Source organism: Rhizobium leguminosarum bv. trifolii WSM2297, from assembly GCF_000271845.1.
The window spans coordinates 3,748,704-3,763,882 of record NZ_JH719395.1 but is presented as its reverse complement, the minus strand read 5'-3'; the positions used below and the strand labels follow the sequence as shown (position 1 = coordinate 3,763,882).

At 62.0% G+C, this 15,179-nt stretch carries 14 protein-coding genes; 10 read left to right on the top strand and 4 right to left on the bottom strand.

From position 1 onward, the window contains the following. The first annotated feature begins 32 nt into the window (after nt 1-32). From RLEG4DRAFT_RS33340 to RLEG4DRAFT_RS33325, 4 genes are all read left to right on the top strand, one after another. Nucleotides 33-2,372 carry a transglycosylase domain-containing protein gene (locus tag RLEG4DRAFT_RS33340; protein ID WP_003583446.1) on the top strand — a complete coding sequence of 780 codons (2,340 nt, stop codon included), beginning with the start codon at nt 33-35 and terminating at the stop codon, nt 2,370-2,372. 282 nt (nt 2,373-2,654) lie between these two features. Next, nucleotides 2,655-4,571 carry a molecular chaperone DnaK gene (dnaK, locus tag RLEG4DRAFT_RS33335; protein ID WP_003583445.1) on the top strand — a complete coding sequence of 639 codons (1,917 nt, stop codon included), beginning with the start codon at nt 2,655-2,657 and terminating at the stop codon, nt 4,569-4,571. 85 nt (nt 4,572-4,656) lie between these two features. Beyond that, nucleotides 4,657-5,787 carry a molecular chaperone DnaJ gene (gene dnaJ, locus RLEG4DRAFT_RS33330; protein ID WP_003583443.1) on the top strand — a complete coding sequence of 377 codons (1,131 nt, stop codon included), beginning with the start codon at nt 4,657-4,659 and terminating at the stop codon, nt 5,785-5,787. 334 nt (nt 5,788-6,121) lie between these two features. After that, nucleotides 6,122-6,322, top strand: coding sequence for a hypothetical protein (locus RLEG4DRAFT_RS33325; protein WP_003544370.1), 201 nt, complete (start codon nt 6,122-6,124; stop codon nt 6,320-6,322). Nucleotides 6,323-6,370: 48 nt separating this feature from the next. On the opposite strand, the gene RLEG4DRAFT_RS33320 is transcribed toward RLEG4DRAFT_RS33325, so the two are convergent. Continuing rightward, the gene (locus RLEG4DRAFT_RS33320; protein WP_003583441.1) at nt 6,371-6,736 is read right to left on the bottom strand and encodes a helix-turn-helix domain-containing protein; all 366 of its coding nucleotides are present in this window, start codon (nt 6,734-6,736) and stop codon (nt 6,371-6,373) included. Nucleotides 6,737-7,106: 370 nt separating this feature from the next. Here RLEG4DRAFT_RS33320 and recF point away from each other — a divergent pair, with 370 nt between their 5' ends. The 3 genes from recF to RLEG4DRAFT_RS33305 are packed head-to-tail and all read left to right on the top strand — an operon-like array spanning nt 7,107 to nt 9,537. Then, a complete protein-coding gene (gene recF, locus RLEG4DRAFT_RS33315) occupies nt 7,107-8,231 on the top strand; it encodes a DNA replication/repair protein RecF (protein ID WP_037094488.1) in 1,125 nt (374 codons plus the stop codon). Further along, nucleotides 8,228-9,052 (top strand): molybdopterin-synthase adenylyltransferase MoeB, encoded by an 825-nt coding sequence (locus RLEG4DRAFT_RS33310; protein WP_003583438.1) that lies wholly within the window; start codon nt 8,228-8,230, stop codon nt 9,050-9,052. The genes recF and RLEG4DRAFT_RS33310 overlap by 4 nt, the downstream gene beginning before the upstream one ends. After that, nucleotides 9,049-9,537, top strand: a complete 489-nt coding sequence (locus RLEG4DRAFT_RS33305) for a GNAT family N-acetyltransferase (RefSeq protein ID WP_003583436.1) — start codon at nt 9,049-9,051, stop codon at nt 9,535-9,537. Before RLEG4DRAFT_RS33310 ends, RLEG4DRAFT_RS33305 begins: the two co-directional genes overlap by 4 nt. 12 nt (nt 9,538-9,549) lie before the next feature. Here the strand turns inward: RLEG4DRAFT_RS33305 and RLEG4DRAFT_RS33300 are convergent, their stop codons facing one another. Further along, the gene (locus RLEG4DRAFT_RS33300) at nt 9,550-10,551 is read right to left on the bottom strand and encodes a 2-hydroxyacid dehydrogenase (protein ID WP_003583434.1); all 1,002 of its coding nucleotides are present in this window, start codon (nt 10,549-10,551) and stop codon (nt 9,550-9,552) included. 184 nt (nt 10,552-10,735) lie between these two features. Between RLEG4DRAFT_RS33300 and RLEG4DRAFT_RS33295 the strand changes: the two genes are divergently transcribed. Beyond that, a complete protein-coding gene (locus RLEG4DRAFT_RS33295) occupies nt 10,736-11,275 on the top strand; it encodes an SH3 domain-containing protein (protein WP_003583432.1) in 540 nt (179 codons plus the stop codon). Here the strand turns inward: RLEG4DRAFT_RS33295 and RLEG4DRAFT_RS33290 are convergent. Beyond that, nucleotides 11,268-12,260 (bottom strand): adenosine kinase, encoded by a 993-nt coding sequence (locus RLEG4DRAFT_RS33290; protein ID WP_003583430.1) that lies wholly within the window; start codon nt 12,258-12,260, stop codon nt 11,268-11,270. The genes RLEG4DRAFT_RS33295 and RLEG4DRAFT_RS33290 overlap by 8 nt on opposite strands. Nucleotides 12,261-12,676: 416 nt before the next feature. Here RLEG4DRAFT_RS33290 and RLEG4DRAFT_RS33285 point away from each other — a divergent pair, with 416 nt between their 5' ends. Further along, nucleotides 12,677-13,624 carry an AEC family transporter gene (locus RLEG4DRAFT_RS33285; protein ID WP_003583428.1) on the top strand — a complete coding sequence of 316 codons (948 nt, stop codon included), beginning with the start codon at nt 12,677-12,679 and terminating at the stop codon, nt 13,622-13,624. Nucleotides 13,625-13,693: 69 nt separating this feature from the next. Here the strand turns inward: RLEG4DRAFT_RS33285 and RLEG4DRAFT_RS33280 are convergent, their stop codons facing one another. Continuing rightward, nucleotides 13,694-14,260, bottom strand: coding sequence for a c-type cytochrome (locus RLEG4DRAFT_RS33280; protein ID WP_003571197.1), 567 nt, complete (start codon nt 14,258-14,260; stop codon nt 13,694-13,696). A 154-nt stretch (nt 14,261-14,414) separates the two neighbouring features. Here RLEG4DRAFT_RS33280 and RLEG4DRAFT_RS33275 point away from each other — a divergent pair, with 154 nt between their 5' ends. Continuing rightward, nucleotides 14,415-15,170, top strand: a complete 756-nt coding sequence (locus tag RLEG4DRAFT_RS33275) for a 3-deoxy-manno-octulosonate cytidylyltransferase (protein WP_003583425.1) — start codon at nt 14,415-14,417, stop codon at nt 15,168-15,170. The last annotated feature ends 9 nt before the right edge of the window (nt 15,171-15,179 follow it).

The following is a 15,179-nucleotide window of genomic DNA, read 5'->3' as shown; positions in this document are numbered from 1 at the left end:
CGCGATCGAACATGGGGTGTGACCGGTCGGCGATGGCAGGCAGAGGCAGATCAGGCGACAGAATCGAACCGTCCTTCAGCGGCCGCCCGGCACGCGACGATGACGAATTTTCGCTCGATGCCGATGACCGTGTTGTCGGAAGCAGATCTTCGCGGCGCGGCAGTTCCAAACCGCCGCCGGAACGCCCCGCCCCGCGGAAGCGGCGCGAGCCGCGGGAGCGCGAAGGCGGTGGCTTTTTCGGTTTCCTCCGCCGCGTGATCTACTGGTGCGTCGTGCTGTTCATCTGGGCCGGCATCGGCGTTGCCGGGCTGGTGGTCTATTATGGCTCACGCATGCCGAGCGCCAGCACATGGGCAATCCCGGATCGGCCGCCGAACGTCAAGATCACCGCTGTCGACGGCAGCGTCATCGCCAATCGCGGCGCCACCGGCGGCGAGGCGCTGTCGCTCGAGAACATGTCGCCCTATATTCCGGAAGCCGTCATCGCCATCGAGGATCGGCGTTTCTATTCGCATTTCGGCGTCGACCCGCTCGGCCTCGGCCGGGCGATCGTGACCAACTTCACGGCCGGCCACATGGTGCAGGGCGGCTCGACCCTGACGCAGCAGCTCGCCAAGAACCTCTTCCTCTCGCCTGAGAGAACGCTGGAACGCAAGGTGCAGGAGGTGCTGCTGTCGCTGTGGCTGGAGCAGAAATACACCAAGGACCAAATCCTTGCGATGTATCTCAACCGGGTGTTCTTCGGATCGAACGCCTATGGCGTCGAGGCGGCGTCACGCCGCTATTTCAACAAATCGGCGCGTGACGTGAACCTTGGCGAGGCCGCGGTGCTGGCCGGCCTGCTCAAGGCGCCGTCTCGGCTTTCGCCGGCCCGCGACGCCGACGCCGCCAATGCGCGCGCCCAGCTCGTGCTGGCGGCAATGCGCGAGCAGGGCTTCATCACCGATTCCGAGGTCAAGACCGCGATGTCCCAGACCCCGGCCTCGGCCAAGAGCTATTGGTCCGGAGCCGGACACTATGTCGCCGACATGGTGATGGACGAATTGCCGGGTCTGATCGGCGACGTCAAGGAAGACGTCATCGTCGATACGACCATCGACAAGTCGCTGGAAAAGAAGGCCGAGCAATCGCTGGTCGACGTGCTCGACAAGGAGGGCGGAAAGCTCGACGCTTCGCAGGCAGCCCTCGTCTCGATCGACGGCACCGGTGCGATCCGGGCGCTCGTCGGCGGCAGGGATTATGCGACGAGCCAGTTCAACCGCGCCGTCAAGGCCAAACGCCAGCCGGGCTCCTCGTTCAAGCCCTTCGTCTATGCCGCAGCGCTGGAAAAGGGACTGACGCCTTTTTCGGTGTTCAACGATGCGCCGATCCGCATCGGCGACTGGACGCCCGAAAATTACGAGAAGAAATACAATGGCGAAGTGACGCTGGCGACCGCACTTGCCAAATCGCTGAACACGGTGGCTGCCCAGCTGGTGATGTATGACGGGCCGGATCAGGTGATCAAGCTTGCCCACCGGCTCGGCATCGAAAGCGAGTTGCAGCCGAACGCCTCGATCGCCCTCGGCACCTCTGAGGTGTCGCTGATGGAACTCACCGCCTCCTATGCCGCCTTCATGAACGGCGGCTACAAGGCGACGCCGCATGTCATTCGCCGGGTGACGACCGCCGAGGGCAAAGTTCTCTACGAAAATACCTATGATAGCCCGCCGCGCGTGCTGTCCGAGCAGATCGTCGCCGAGATGGATGCGATGATGATGGGCGTCATCGACAACGGCACCGGCAAGAGCGCCAAGATCCCCGGCTGGCAGGCGGCCGGAAAGACCGGCACGACGCAGAATTCGCGCGACGCGCTGTTCGTCGGCTTCACCAGCAACCTGACCACCGGGGTGTGGTTCGGCAATGACGACGGCAAGCCGATGAAGAAGGTGACCGGCGGCGGCCTTCCAGCCAAAGCCTGGAAAGAATTCATGATCGCCGCCCACAAGGGTCTTTCGCCGGCGCCGCTGTTCGGCAACGGCCAGTTGATCGCCGATCCGAACAATGGTCAGCCGATGGCGCAGGCAGCCCCTGGTAATGGACAAGCGGGCAGCGGGCAACCGATGACGGCCGAGGCGCCGCCTTCGACGATCGGCGGCATCATTTCCGGCGTCTTCGGCGGCGACGACAGTGCCAACCGCTATCCGCAGGCGCCTGTCCGGCAACAGAGCGCAACCTCCGCCAACGGGCCGGTTCCCCCCGCCGACGTTGCCGAAGGCGGCGGTTCCGGCTACGACGGCATCGTGCCGCCCGGCGATATCGGGGGGCCGCAGTCGACCTCCTCAGTCCAGCCGCGGCGCACGACCCTGCTCGATCTGATCATGGGCCAGTGAGATCTTTTGCTGCATGGCCGGCACAGACCGGATGCGTTAGAAATCGGCGGCTTTCCGGACGGCGGGCGGCCGCTTTCGCGATGACTGTAAAAATTGAATGCAACACATTCGTTTTGCTGGATTCCGGGCCATTTCTCGCCTTGCAGTCCAGAAAACCGCTCCTTATATACGCCGCATCACCGCAATCACGATTGCGTAATCGTAAGTAGACCCATCCCGTAAGGGGCTGTCAGGGAAATGCCTTCTCGGGGTTCCGACAGCTTGCTTCAAGGAGAGAATGACATGGCAAAAGTAATTGGTATCGACCTTGGAACGACGAATTCCTGCGTCGCAGTCATGGACGGCAAGGACGCGAAGGTTATCGAGAATGCGGAAGGTGCACGCACGACCCCTTCCATGGTGGCATTTTCCGATGATGGCGAACGCCTCGTCGGCCAGCCGGCCAAGCGCCAGGCGGTCACCAACCCGACGAATACACTCTTTGCAGTCAAGCGCCTGATCGGCCGCCGCTATGAAGATCCGACCGTCGAGAAGGACAAGCACCTCGTTCCCTTCACCATCGTCAAGGGCGACAATGGCGACGCCTGGGTCGAAGCCAATGGCAAGGGCTACTCGCCCGCACAGATTTCCGCGATGATCCTTCAGAAGATGAAGGAAACCGCCGAATCCTATCTCGGCGAAAAGGTCGAGAAGGCCGTCATCACCGTTCCCGCCTACTTCAACGACGCGCAGCGCCAGGCAACCAAGGATGCCGGCCGCATCGCCGGCCTTGAAGTTCTGCGCATCATCAACGAGCCGACCGCTGCCGCACTCGCCTACGGCCTCGACAAAAAAGAAGGCAAGACGATTGCCGTCTACGACCTTGGCGGCGGTACTTTCGACATCTCGATCCTCGAGATCGGCGACGGCGTCTTCGAAGTGAAGTCCACCAACGGCGATACGTTCCTCGGCGGTGAAGACTTCGATATGCGTCTCGTCGAATATCTCGTCGGCGAATTCAAGCGCGACAACGGCATCGACCTGAAGAACGACAAGCTTGCCCTGCAGCGCCTCAAGGAAGCTGCCGAAAAGGCGAAGATCGAGCTTTCCTCTTCGCAGCAGACCGAAATCAACCTGCCGTTCATCACCGCTGACGCTTCCGGCCCGAAGCATCTGACGCTGAAGCTGACCCGCGCCAAGCTCGAGAGCCTGGTCGATGATCTCGTCCAGCGCACGATCGCACCGTGCAAGGCAGCCCTCAAGGATGCCGGTGTCACTGCGGCCGAAATCGACGAAGTGGTTCTCGTCGGCGGCATGAGCCGCATGCCGAAGGTGCAGGAAGTCGTCAAGCAGCTGTTCGGCAAGGAGCCGCACAAGGGCGTCAATCCGGATGAAGTCGTCGCTCTCGGTGCTGCCATCCAGGCCGGCGTTCTGCAGGGCGACGTCAAGGACGTGCTGCTGCTCGACGTAACCCCGCTGTCGCTCGGCATCGAGACGCTGGGTGGTGTCTTCACCCGCCTGATCGAACGCAACACGACGATCCCGACGAAGAAGAGCCAGACCTTCTCGACCGCCGAAGACAACCAGCAGGCCGTCACCATCCGCGTTTCGCAGGGCGAGCGTGAAATGGCTGCCGACAACAAGCTGCTCGGCCAGTTCGACCTCGTCGGCCTGCCGCCGTCGCCGCGCGGCATGCCGCAGATCGAAGTCACCTTCGACATCGACGCCAACGGCATCGTGCAGGTTTCGGCTAAGGACAAGGGCACCGGCAAGGAACAGCAGATCCGCATCCAGGCTTCCGGCGGCCTCTCCGACGCCGACATCGAAAAGATGGTCAAGGATGCCGAAGCCCATGCCACCGAGGACAAGAAGCGCCGCGAAGCCGTCGAGGCCCGGAACCAGGCCGAAAGCCTGATCCATTCGACGGAAAAGTCGCTGAAGGATTACGGCGACAAGGTTTCCGAAGCCGACCGCACCGCGATCTCGGATGCGATCGCCGCGCTGAAGACCGCTTCGGAAGCAACCGAGCCGGATGCCGACGACATCAAGGCGAAGACCCAGACGCTGATGGAAGTGTCGATGAAGCTCGGCCAGGCGATCTATGAAGCGCAGCAGGCCGAAGGCGGCACTGCCGGCGATGCCTCAGCGGAAGGCGGCGACAATGTCGTCGATGCCGACTACGAGGAAATCAAGGACGACGACCGCAAAAAGTCCGCGTAATCCGCGACGGCGTGGTTATGCTTCAACACCTGATCCGGCTGCTCACCATGGCAGCCGGAAATCCATTTCCGGGGTTTAATCCTTAATGGCAAAAGCGGACTTTTACGAAACTCTGGGCGTAGCCAAGACGGCGGACGAGAAAGAGCTGAAGAGCGCCTTCCGCAAATTGGCGATGAAATTCCATCCGGACAAGAACCCGGATGACAAGGACGCCGAACGCAAGTTCAAGGAAATCAACGAAGCCTACGAGATGCTCAAGGACCCGCAGAAGCGGGCGGCCTATGATCGTTATGGTCATGCGGCTTTCGAGCATGGCGGCATGGGCGGCGGGGGCGGCGGCGGATTTGCCGGCGGCGGTTTCTCCGACATCTTCGAGGATATCTTCGGCGAGATGATGGGCGGCGGGCGGGCGCGCCAGCGCTCGTCGGGCGGCCGCGAACGCGGCGCCGATCTTCGCTACAATATGGAAATCACGCTGGAAGAGGCGTTCGCCGGCAAGACCGCGCAGATCCGCGTTCCCACTTCGATCACCTGCGATGTCTGTTCGGGTTCGGGCGCCAAGCCCGGCACCCAGCCGAAGAACTGCGGCACCTGCCAGGGATCGGGGCGCGTGCGCGCGGCACAAGGCTTCTTCTCGATCGAGCGGACCTGCCCGACCTGCCACGGCCGCGGCCAGATCATTCCCGATCCCTGCCCGAAGTGCCACGGCCAGGGCCGGGTGACCGAAGAGCGCTCGCTTTCGGTCAATATCCCCGCCGGCATTGAGGACGGCACGCGCATCCGGCTGCAGGGCGAAGGCGAAGCCGGCGCCCGCGGCGGTCCGGCGGGCGACCTCTATATCTTCCTGTCGGTGAAGCCGCATGAATTCTATCAGCGCGATGGAGCCGATCTCTATTGCGCCGTTCCGATCTCGATGACGACGGCCGCTCTCGGCGGCACTTTCGACGTGGCGACGCTCGACGGCACCAAGTCGCGCGTCAGCGTGCCCGAGGGCACGCAGGCCGGCAAGCAGTTCCGCCTGAAGAGCAAGGGCATGCCGGTGCTGCGTTCGGCGCAGACGGGCGACCTCTACATCCAGATCCAGATCGAGACACCGCAAAAGCTCACCAAGCGCCAGCGCGAGCTGCTGCAGGAATTCGAGCAGCTGTCCTCCAAGGAGAACAATCCCGAATCGACGGGCTTCTTCGCCCGAATGAAGGAATTCTTCGAAGGGTGAGCCGAGACCGATAGTTCATCGCGAAAGCCGGGGGCGGAAACGTCTCCGGCTTTGTTGTTTCCGCACGTCCCGATGCTTCTAGCATTGTCCCGATTTGCAACATTGGCCGTGCATGCTGGGCGACATGTCCTGGTTTGGCACGACGCTGGGGCGGAACAACACTTGCGTTAACGCCGCCAGATGATGCCGCTTGCAAGTTTTCGAAATGAATTCAGTCTCTGCCGTCAGCGCATAACCCCGAAATTCGGAACGATATCCGGAAAGGACTATGCGCGGATTCAAAGTGATAGAGCGTCCTCAGACGCGCGGGACAACCAAACCAAGGGTATCTGCCATGGCGCCAGCCTTTTCCTCTCAGTCCGAAGACGTCGACGTTCTCGCCGGCGCCATCTATACATGGTGCGCCGAGCGCAACATCAAGCTTCGCAGCCAGCAAGGCCTTTCCATCGCCAGCATCGCGATCGACCTCTATCACGCCGGTCACCAGACGCAGGACGATCTGCTGATGGCACTGCACGAATGTGAGATCCACTAGACGCGGCGTGCAGACCTCGAACGAGCACGCGATCCCGCTCCGGCGAGATCAGGCGGCGCTATCGGTCGTTTCGCCACTCATGATCGTGACGATGGTTTTGACCGCTTCCTTGCCTGCCGGTGAATTCAGTCTGTCGTAGCTCAATGCAAGTGCATAGGCGTCAGGGCTGAGTTCGATACGGCTGCCGAATTGCGATATGCCGGCTCCCTCGAAAAGAGCAGCAATATCCACGTCGAGAAAGACTGCGATCTGATGCAGCTTGCTGGCGGAAACGCGGTTCGTCCCTTTTTCGTATTTCTGAATCTGCTGGAACGTCAGTCCGAGTGCTTCGCCAAGCTCGAGCTGGGAAACACGGCGAAGGGCGCGAAACTGTCTTACGTTGCGCCCAACGATAATATCAACCGGATCTGGCACTTCATCACTCTCTGATACAATAATAGTTCGTTAACCATATCGTTTTCAGAAGATAACTCAACCCTGAAGTTGCAAAATTCAACCAACTTTTTTTGGGCCTTACGTTACGTCAGTAGGTGAAACGATTATGGCAGAACCCCGACTATGCGGGGCTCGCAGGCACTGAAAAAGCCTGCCGGTCATAGCGCCCCGACGGCGTCGCGACATCCATCCCCAGGTTGTATTTTTATCGAGAATTCGGTTCAGCGCAGGATCGTGCCTGATGCTCATCCGCACCGACCGGCAGGGCGATCTAAGGCAGCGAAGCTGCGAACCTTGCCATCGACACCGCTTAGGCTTAGCTGTCACGCTTCACGATTCCGGACATTCGATGGCGCACAAGGTTTCTCTTTCCCGTCTGAAGCTAACAGACTTCCGCAACTATGCGACGGCGGCCCTTGCCCTTGACGGCCGGCACGCCGTGCTGACGGGAGACAACGGCGCCGGCAAGACCAATCTCATGGAAGCCGTCTCGCTGCTTTCGCCGGGCCGGGGGCTTCGCCGGGCCGCCTATGGCGACATTACTCGCGTCGGTGCGGCCGGCGGCTTTTCGATCTTCGCTGTGCTCGACGGCATGGAAGGGGAAGTCGAGATCGGCACCGGCATCGAAACAAGCGAGGAAACCACCGCCCGCCGGCTGCGGATCAACGGTACCCCCGCCAAAACAGCCGACGAACTGACCGACCATCTGCGTCTGCTCTGGCTGACACCGGCGATGGACGGCCTGTTCACCGGCACCTCCTCCGACCGGCGCCGCTTTCTCGACCGGCTGGTGCTGTCGCTCGATCCCGCCCATGGCCGCCGCGCCAGCGATTTCGAGCGCGCCATGCGCAGCCGCAACAAATTGCTCGATGAAGGCCGCTTCGACCCCTCCTGGCTTGCCGGCATCGAGGAACAAATGGCAAGCCTCGGCATCGCCATGGCGCTTGCCCGGCAGGAAATGCTCGGCCTGCTGACCCGGCTGATCGAGGAGACACGCGAGAGCTCGCCCTTTCCTTCGGCGTCGCTGCAGCTTTCGGGCTTCATGGACGGGCAATTTTCGCGCCCCTCGGTCGACCTCGAAGACGATTATGCGGCAATGCTTTCAGAGAGCCGCTACCGCGACGCCGGTGCTGGGCGTACGCTCGAAGGGCCGCACCGGGCCGATCTGATCGTCCACCACCGCGAAAAGGCGATGGAGGCGGAACGTTGTTCTACCGGCGAGCAGAAAGCGCTGCTTGTCGGCCTGGTGCTTGCACATGCGCGCCTCGTCGGCAATCTCACCGGCCATGCGCCGATCCTGCTGCTCGACGAGATCGCCGCCCATCTCGACGAGGGCCGCCGCGCCGCGCTGTTCGACCTCATCGACGGGCTCGGCGGCCAGGCCTTCATGACCGGAACGGATCGCGTGATGTTTTCGGCGCTCGGCGACAGGGCACAGTTCTTCACGGTTGCCGATGGAAGGGTATTCGAATGACGGAGGCGACTTTTCCCGGTGTCGGGCGCCATGATAAGATCGGCGCCATGGAACCGCTCAGCCCAGACGAAATCGCCCGCTATCACCGTCATATCCTGCTGCCCGAGATCGGCGGCGCCGGCCAGCAGAGGTTGAAAGCCGCCCGGGTGCTGGTGATCGGCGCCGGTGGCCTCGGTGCGCCGGTCCTGCAATATCTGGCTGCCGCCGGCATCGGCACGCTCGGTATCGTCGATGACGACCGGGTGTCGCTGTCAAACCTGCAGCGCCAGGTGATTCATGATTCCGGCACGATCGGCGAATTGAAGACGGAAAGTGCCGCCCTCGCCATCGCCAGGCTCAATCCGCATGTCCGGCTGATCCGCTTCGAGGAACGCTTTTCCCAGGAGAGCGCCCGCCGGCAACTGTCCGGCTTCGATCTGCTGATCGACGGCTCCGACAATTTCGACACGCGTTATGCCGCCGCCGATGCGGCGGAAGCAGCACGCATCCCGCTGGTCAGCGGCGCGGTCGGGCGTTTCGACGGTTCGCTGACGGTTCTCAAGCCTTATGAAAATGCCGAAGACGGGACGCCCAACCCAACATATCGCGACCTGTTTCCGGAAGCCCCGCCGGCGGGGCTCATTCCCGCCTGCGCCGAGGCCGGCGTCATCGGCGCGCTGACCGGCGTCATCGGCACGATGATGGCGATGGAGGCGATCAAGCTCGTTACCGGCACCGGCGAGCCGCTGGTCGGACGGCTGCTGCTCTATGACGCGCTTGCGGCCCGCTTCGACACGGTCCGCTACAAAAGGCGCCGGACAACACAAAGACAGGCCGGATGACGATTATCGCTCTTGATCATAGTTTCACGCGCTGGGACGAACTGCTCGCACTGATCCTCGCCTCCTTCGCTTCGATGAACGGCAGGATCGATCCGCCATCCTCAGCGCTCAAGCTGACGGCGGAGTCGCTGGCCGAAAAGGCCAGGGCCGAGATCGGCCATGTCGCGATCGACGGCGGAAAGCTGACCGGCTGCCTCTTCCTGCGGCCGGAGGCCGATTGTCTCTATGTCGGCAAGCTTGCAGTTCTGCCCGAAGTGCAGGGCAAGGGCCTCGGCAAACAGCTGCTGGCGATTGCCGAACAGACGGCTGCAAGGCTCGGTCTTCCGGCTTTGCGGCTGGAAACGCGCATCGAGCTCACCGACAATCACGCCGTCTTCGCCGCCTGGGGATTTTCGAGAACCGCCGAGAAGGCGCATCCCGGCTTTGCCAGGACGACCTTCGTCGAGATGCGCAAGACCCTTCCGCCTCAGATCCGCGTCGTCTGAGCCAGCTCGGCTTCAGCGGCCGGGCAGCACCCGGTTCGGCGGCCTGTGGCCGTCGATGAAGGTGCGGATATTGATGATGACCTTGTCGCCCATGTCGATGCGGCCTTCGATCGTCGCCGAACTCATATGCGGCAGCAGCACGACCTTGCCCTCATTGGCCAGCTTGACGAGCTTCGGATTGACGGCAGGCTCGTTTTCAAAGACGTCGAGACCGGCGCCGGCGATCCGGCCCTCTCTCAGAGCCTTGATCAGCGCAGCTTCATCGACCACGTCGCCGCGCGCGGTGTTGACGAGATAGGCGGTCGGCTGCAGCAGCGCCAACCGGCGCGCCGAAATCAGGTGGAAGGTTGCCGGCGTCGACGGGCAATTGACCGAGACGATGTCGACGCGGGCGAGCATCTGGTCGAGACTTTCCCAATAGGTCGCCTCCAGCTCATCCTCGACGGCCGGATTGACGCGCTTGCGGTTGTGGTAGTGGATCGACAGGCCGAAAGCCTTGGCGCGGCGGGCGACCGCCGTGCCGATGCGGCCCATACCGACAATGCCGATGCGCTTGCCGTGAATGCGCCGGCCGAGCATCCAGGTCGGAGACCAACCGGCCCATTCGCCGGGATTGTCGGTCAGCACGCGCGCGCCTTCGCCAAGCCGTCTCGGAACCGCGAGAATGAGCGCCATGGTCATATCGGCGGTATCCTCGGTCAGGACGTTCGGCGTGTTGGTGACGGTGATGCCCCTGCGCGCCGCCGCCTCGACGTCGATATGGTCGGTGCCGTTGGAGAAGCTGGCAATCAGCTTCATCTGCGGCCCGGCCTGATCGATCAGCGCCGCGTCGATTCGATCGGTGACGGTCGGCACCAGCACGTCGGCGGTCTTGACCGCGGCGACAAGCTCGGGAACGGAACGCGGTGCGTCGTCGATGTTCAGCTCGGCGTCGAACAGCTCGCGCATGCGAGTTTCGACGGCATCGGGCAGCTTGCGGGTGATGTAGACCTTCGGTTTTTTCTTCGCTGTCATGGCTGGCTGTGGTGCCTTGTTCAGAGGTCTTTAACCAAGAGGGGTGATAATTTTCCCATCCGGGCATTTTCTACCAGACCCGCACGCGAAGACAAACAAAACTCGCGTTGCAGGTGGGGAATGTCAGAGCCCGGACCGCGAACAGGCCGGGCCTGGCCGCGAATTCGAGCAAACGGAAACTTCCATGCGCAGCAAAGTCCTGAAGTCCTGCCTTGCCATTGCCATCGCTCTGGCCGCATCCCTGGGAACCGTCGAATTTGCCCATGCGCAGGCCGCCAAGGGGCCGAGCGGACTGCCATTGCCGCGTTTTGTCACGCTGAAATCCAAACGCGTCAACCTGCGCATCGGCCCGGGAACGGATTATGCGGTTTCGTGGATGTATCTGAAATCCGGATTGCCGGTGGAGATCATCCAGGAATACGACAACTGGCGCCGTATCCGCGATGCCGACGGCACCGAAGGCTGGGTCAACCAGTCGCTGCTGTCAGGCCAGCGCGCGGCGATCGCCGCTCCGTGGATGAAGACCAAGGCCAAGGGCGTCTTCGTCAATCTGCGCCGCGAGGCGCAGCCCTCCGCCTCGATCATTGCCAAGCTGGAACCCGGCGTGATGCTGACGATCGGCGAATGCAACGGCGACTGGTGCCGCGCCGAAACCGACGGCGCCTCCGGTTGGGTGGCGCAGTCGGAGATCTGGGGCGCCTATCCCGGCGAAGCCTTCAAATAAGCCCAGCCTGTTTGGCGGCCTCGGAAAGCGAGGTCATCGGGCGCGGGCCGATCTGCTGAATAACGATGCCGGCGGCGAGGCAGCCGAGCTTGCCGCAATCTTCCAGAGAGCGTCCCTGCGTGTAACCGTAGAGGAAGCCGGAGGCGAAGAGATCGCCGGCGCCCGTCGTATCGACGACTTCCCTGATCCTGATCGCATCGACGTAATAACGCTCGCGGCCCTTCAGGATGACGGCGCCATCCTCGCTCATGGTCACGGCGGCGATCTTGCAATCAGCGGCGATCCTGTTCAGCGCCTCTTCGAAGTCGTCGGTTTCGTAGAGCGACAGCGCTTCCTGGCGATTGGCGAAAACGATATCGACCTTGCCGGAGCGCATCAGATCGAGGAATTCGCCGCGATAGCGGCCGACGCAGAAGCTGTCGGACAGCGTCATCGACATTTCGCGGCCGTTTTCATGGGCGATGCGGGCACAATCGAGGATGGCTTCCTTGGCGCGCGGCGGGTCCCAGAGGTAACCTTCGAAATAGGTGACCTTGGCGTCGGCAACGACGTCGGGCTCGACGTCTTCAGGCCCGAGCTCGACGCAGGCGCCGAGATAGGTGTTCATCGAACGCTCGCCGTCCTCGGTGACGAAAATCATCGAGCGCGCCGTCGGCGGGAAGGTTCCCTTGGGCTTCGTCTGGTAGTGCACGCCCTGGGCGCGGATGTCGTGGGTGAAGATGTCGCCGAGCTGATCGGCGGCGACATTGCCGAAATAGGCAGCCTTGCCGCCGAGGCTTGCAACGCCCGCCGCCGTATTGCCGGCGCTGCCGCCGGAGGCTTCGAGCGCCGGCCCCATGCGCGAATACAACAGTTCGGCGCGCTCGGCATCGATGAGGTTCATCGCCGCCTTGGTGATCTCGTTGTCAATGAGGAACTGGTCGTCGCAACGGGCAATGATATCCACGATTGCGTTGCCGACTGTCAGAACGTCGAATCTGGTCATGAAATGGGGAGTCCCGGATTTGTGATAGCCGGGGTTCGGTCTTAGCGAAATTTCCGCGGTTTGGAAGGAAAAATGGTGGATGGCACCTCTATTTCTTCGCAAAACTGCCGCCTATTCGTCATGCCCCTGTCATTTTCAAAATCTAGAAATAGACGCAAGAAGACCGGCATGAGCAGCTTTCAGTTGCAGCCGGGCGTACGAGGGATGAACTCCTCGATCTTAGCCGCGATGCTGACCACGGATGAACTGGCAGCTTCGCGATCCCTCCGGCAAGGCCGGAGCGGAAAAGCGGGCTGTGCCCGCTTTTTTTGCTTTTGCGGATGCATCGGCTGCCCGATCGGGTGGGGTTTGCCTTTCCAACCCGGACGGTTTGCTGCTAGAGGTCAGACACTCCCCCGCGCAGAGCAGCCCTCCTCATGTCCGCCATCATTCTCGACGTCCTTCCCATTTTCATCCTGATTCTCATCGGCTGGGTGATCGTCCGCAGCGGCTTGATGGCATCGAATGTCGGCGAAGCGCTCAGCGAATTCGTCTTCAAGATCGCCGTGCCGCTGCTGCTCTTCCGTACCATCGCCGAGGCGGATTTTCACGGCGCCTCGCCTTTCCGGCTGTGGATCGTCTATTTCTCAGGCGTTGCCATCACCTGGGCAACCGGCCATATCGCCGCCACGCGTCTCTTCGGCCGCGACGAACGGATCGGCGTGCTCGCCGGTGTTTCCTCGGCTTTCGCCAATAATATTTTCATCGGCCTGCCGCTCGTCGAGCGCACTGTCGGCGACGAAGGGCTGGTGGCGCTGTCGATCCTGCTTGCCGTGCATCTGCCGGTGATGATGGTCGCGGGCACCGTGTTGATGGAGCATGCCGAGCGCAAGATCGCCGGCAAAAGCGATCGCAGCATGGTGCAGGTGCTTCGCCAGATCGCCGTCAATCTCGTGCGCAACCCGCTGGTGATCGGGCTTGCGGCCGGCATGGCCATGCATCTTTCCGGTCTCACCATGCCGGTAACCCTGGAAACTGTGGTCAAGCAGATTGCCGGCATTGCCGGCCCGGCAGCGCTGATCTCACTCGGTATGGCGCTGGAGAAATACGGCATCTCAGGTAATCTCGGCATCGCCAGCGTCACATCGAGCCTGAAGCTGCTATTGCTGCCCGGCTGCGTGTGGGCGGCGAGCCATCTCCTCGGCCTCAGCCCGGAATGGACGGCGGCGATCGTGCTGACGTCCTCGGTACCCACAGGCGTCAACGCCTGGCTGATCGCCAACCGCTTCGGCGTCGGCCACAGCATTGCTGCCTCGACAATCACGGTGACGACGGCGCTCGGCGCCATCACGGTCTCGCTCTGGGCCTATTTCCTGGGTGCCTGAAAAACTCTCCGCATAGCAAAAAGCCCGGCTTGCGGCCGGGCTTTGCTATCATGCGATCGTTCTGGCGCGTTACTGCGTCGCCGTCTTCGGATCCGGCAGCGGCACCGGCGAATCAGACAGCGTATGCAGGTAAAGGATGACGTTGGCGCGGTCCTGATCCTTTGCCAGACCGGCAAAGCCCATGGCAGTGCCGGGAACGTCCTTCTTCGGCGCCAGCAGGAACTTGTTCAGAAATTCGAAGGTCCACTTCTCGCTGCTGCCCTTGGAGAAATCCTTCATGGCAGCGGAATAGGCAAAGCCCTCATGCGAGGCGATCGGGCGATCTACGACACCAAAGAGGTTGGGACCGACCTTGTTCGGTCCCCCTTTGGTGCCGTCATGACAGGCCTGACACTTCTTGAAGACCGTTTCACCGGCCTTGGCATCGGCAGAAGCGAGCAATTGCGCGATCGGAACGGCAGCAGCGGCAGGCGCAGCTTCGCCACCAGCGGCGGGCGCCTCTTCGGCAACGATCGCGAAACCTTCCTTTTCCGGTGCTTCGGAATGGAAGATCCCCTCGGACGCGATGGAGACCGACATCAGAACGAAAATCGTTCCGAGCAGTGCCCCCACGGCCGTATTGACGTATGAATTCATCTGCAATGCTCCCCTTGCAGCCGGCAGACCATAAACCGGACCATCTTGAAATCGCGCGGAACCTATGTCTTTTGGCTGATCGTTGCAACTGTCTAAATGGTCTTGTGCGTGAGACTTTTTGACACTTTTCAGCCCGGAATAGAAGGCCCGACCCATGAGTGATTCAAATTTACACGGTGTGCTCGTATTGATCCCGGCGCGGATGGCCTCCACCCGGCTTCCGGGCAAGCCGCTCGCCGATATTTGCGGGCTGCCGATGATCGTTCAGGTGGCGTTGCGCGCCAAAGAGGCGGCGATCGGCCGCGTCGTCGTCGCCGTCGACGACCCCCGGGTGTTCGATGCGGTTTCTGCCGCCGGCTTTGAAGTCGTCATGACCAGCAGCGATCATCAATCGGGTTCCGATCGGATCTTCGAAGCGCTGACGAAGGTCGATCCGGACGGGAAGGCGAAATTCATCGTCAACGTCCAGGGCGATCTGCCGACCATCGATCCGGAAACCGTGCGCGCGGCTTTGCGCCCTCTCGAGAACGAGGCGGTCGATATCGGCACGCTGACAACCGAAATCGACAATGAAGCGGACAAAATAGCGCCGCACATAGTCAAGGTCGTCGGCTCGCCCGTTTCCGACACCCGACTGCGCGGGCTCTATTTCACCCGTGCGACCGCACCTTACGGCAAGGGTCCGCTCTACCATCATATCGGCCTTTACGCCTATCGGCGCGCGGCACTGGAACGGTTCGTCTCGCTCGGGCCTTCAACGCTCGAAAGGCGCGAATCTCTGGAGCAGCTCAGGGCGCTGGAGGCCGGCATGCGCATCGACGCGGAGATCGTTGACACGGTTCCGCTCGGTGTCGATACTCCCGCCGATCTCGAAATAGCGCGGCGCATCCTCTCCGCAAAGTCGAACTGACGGAACCAT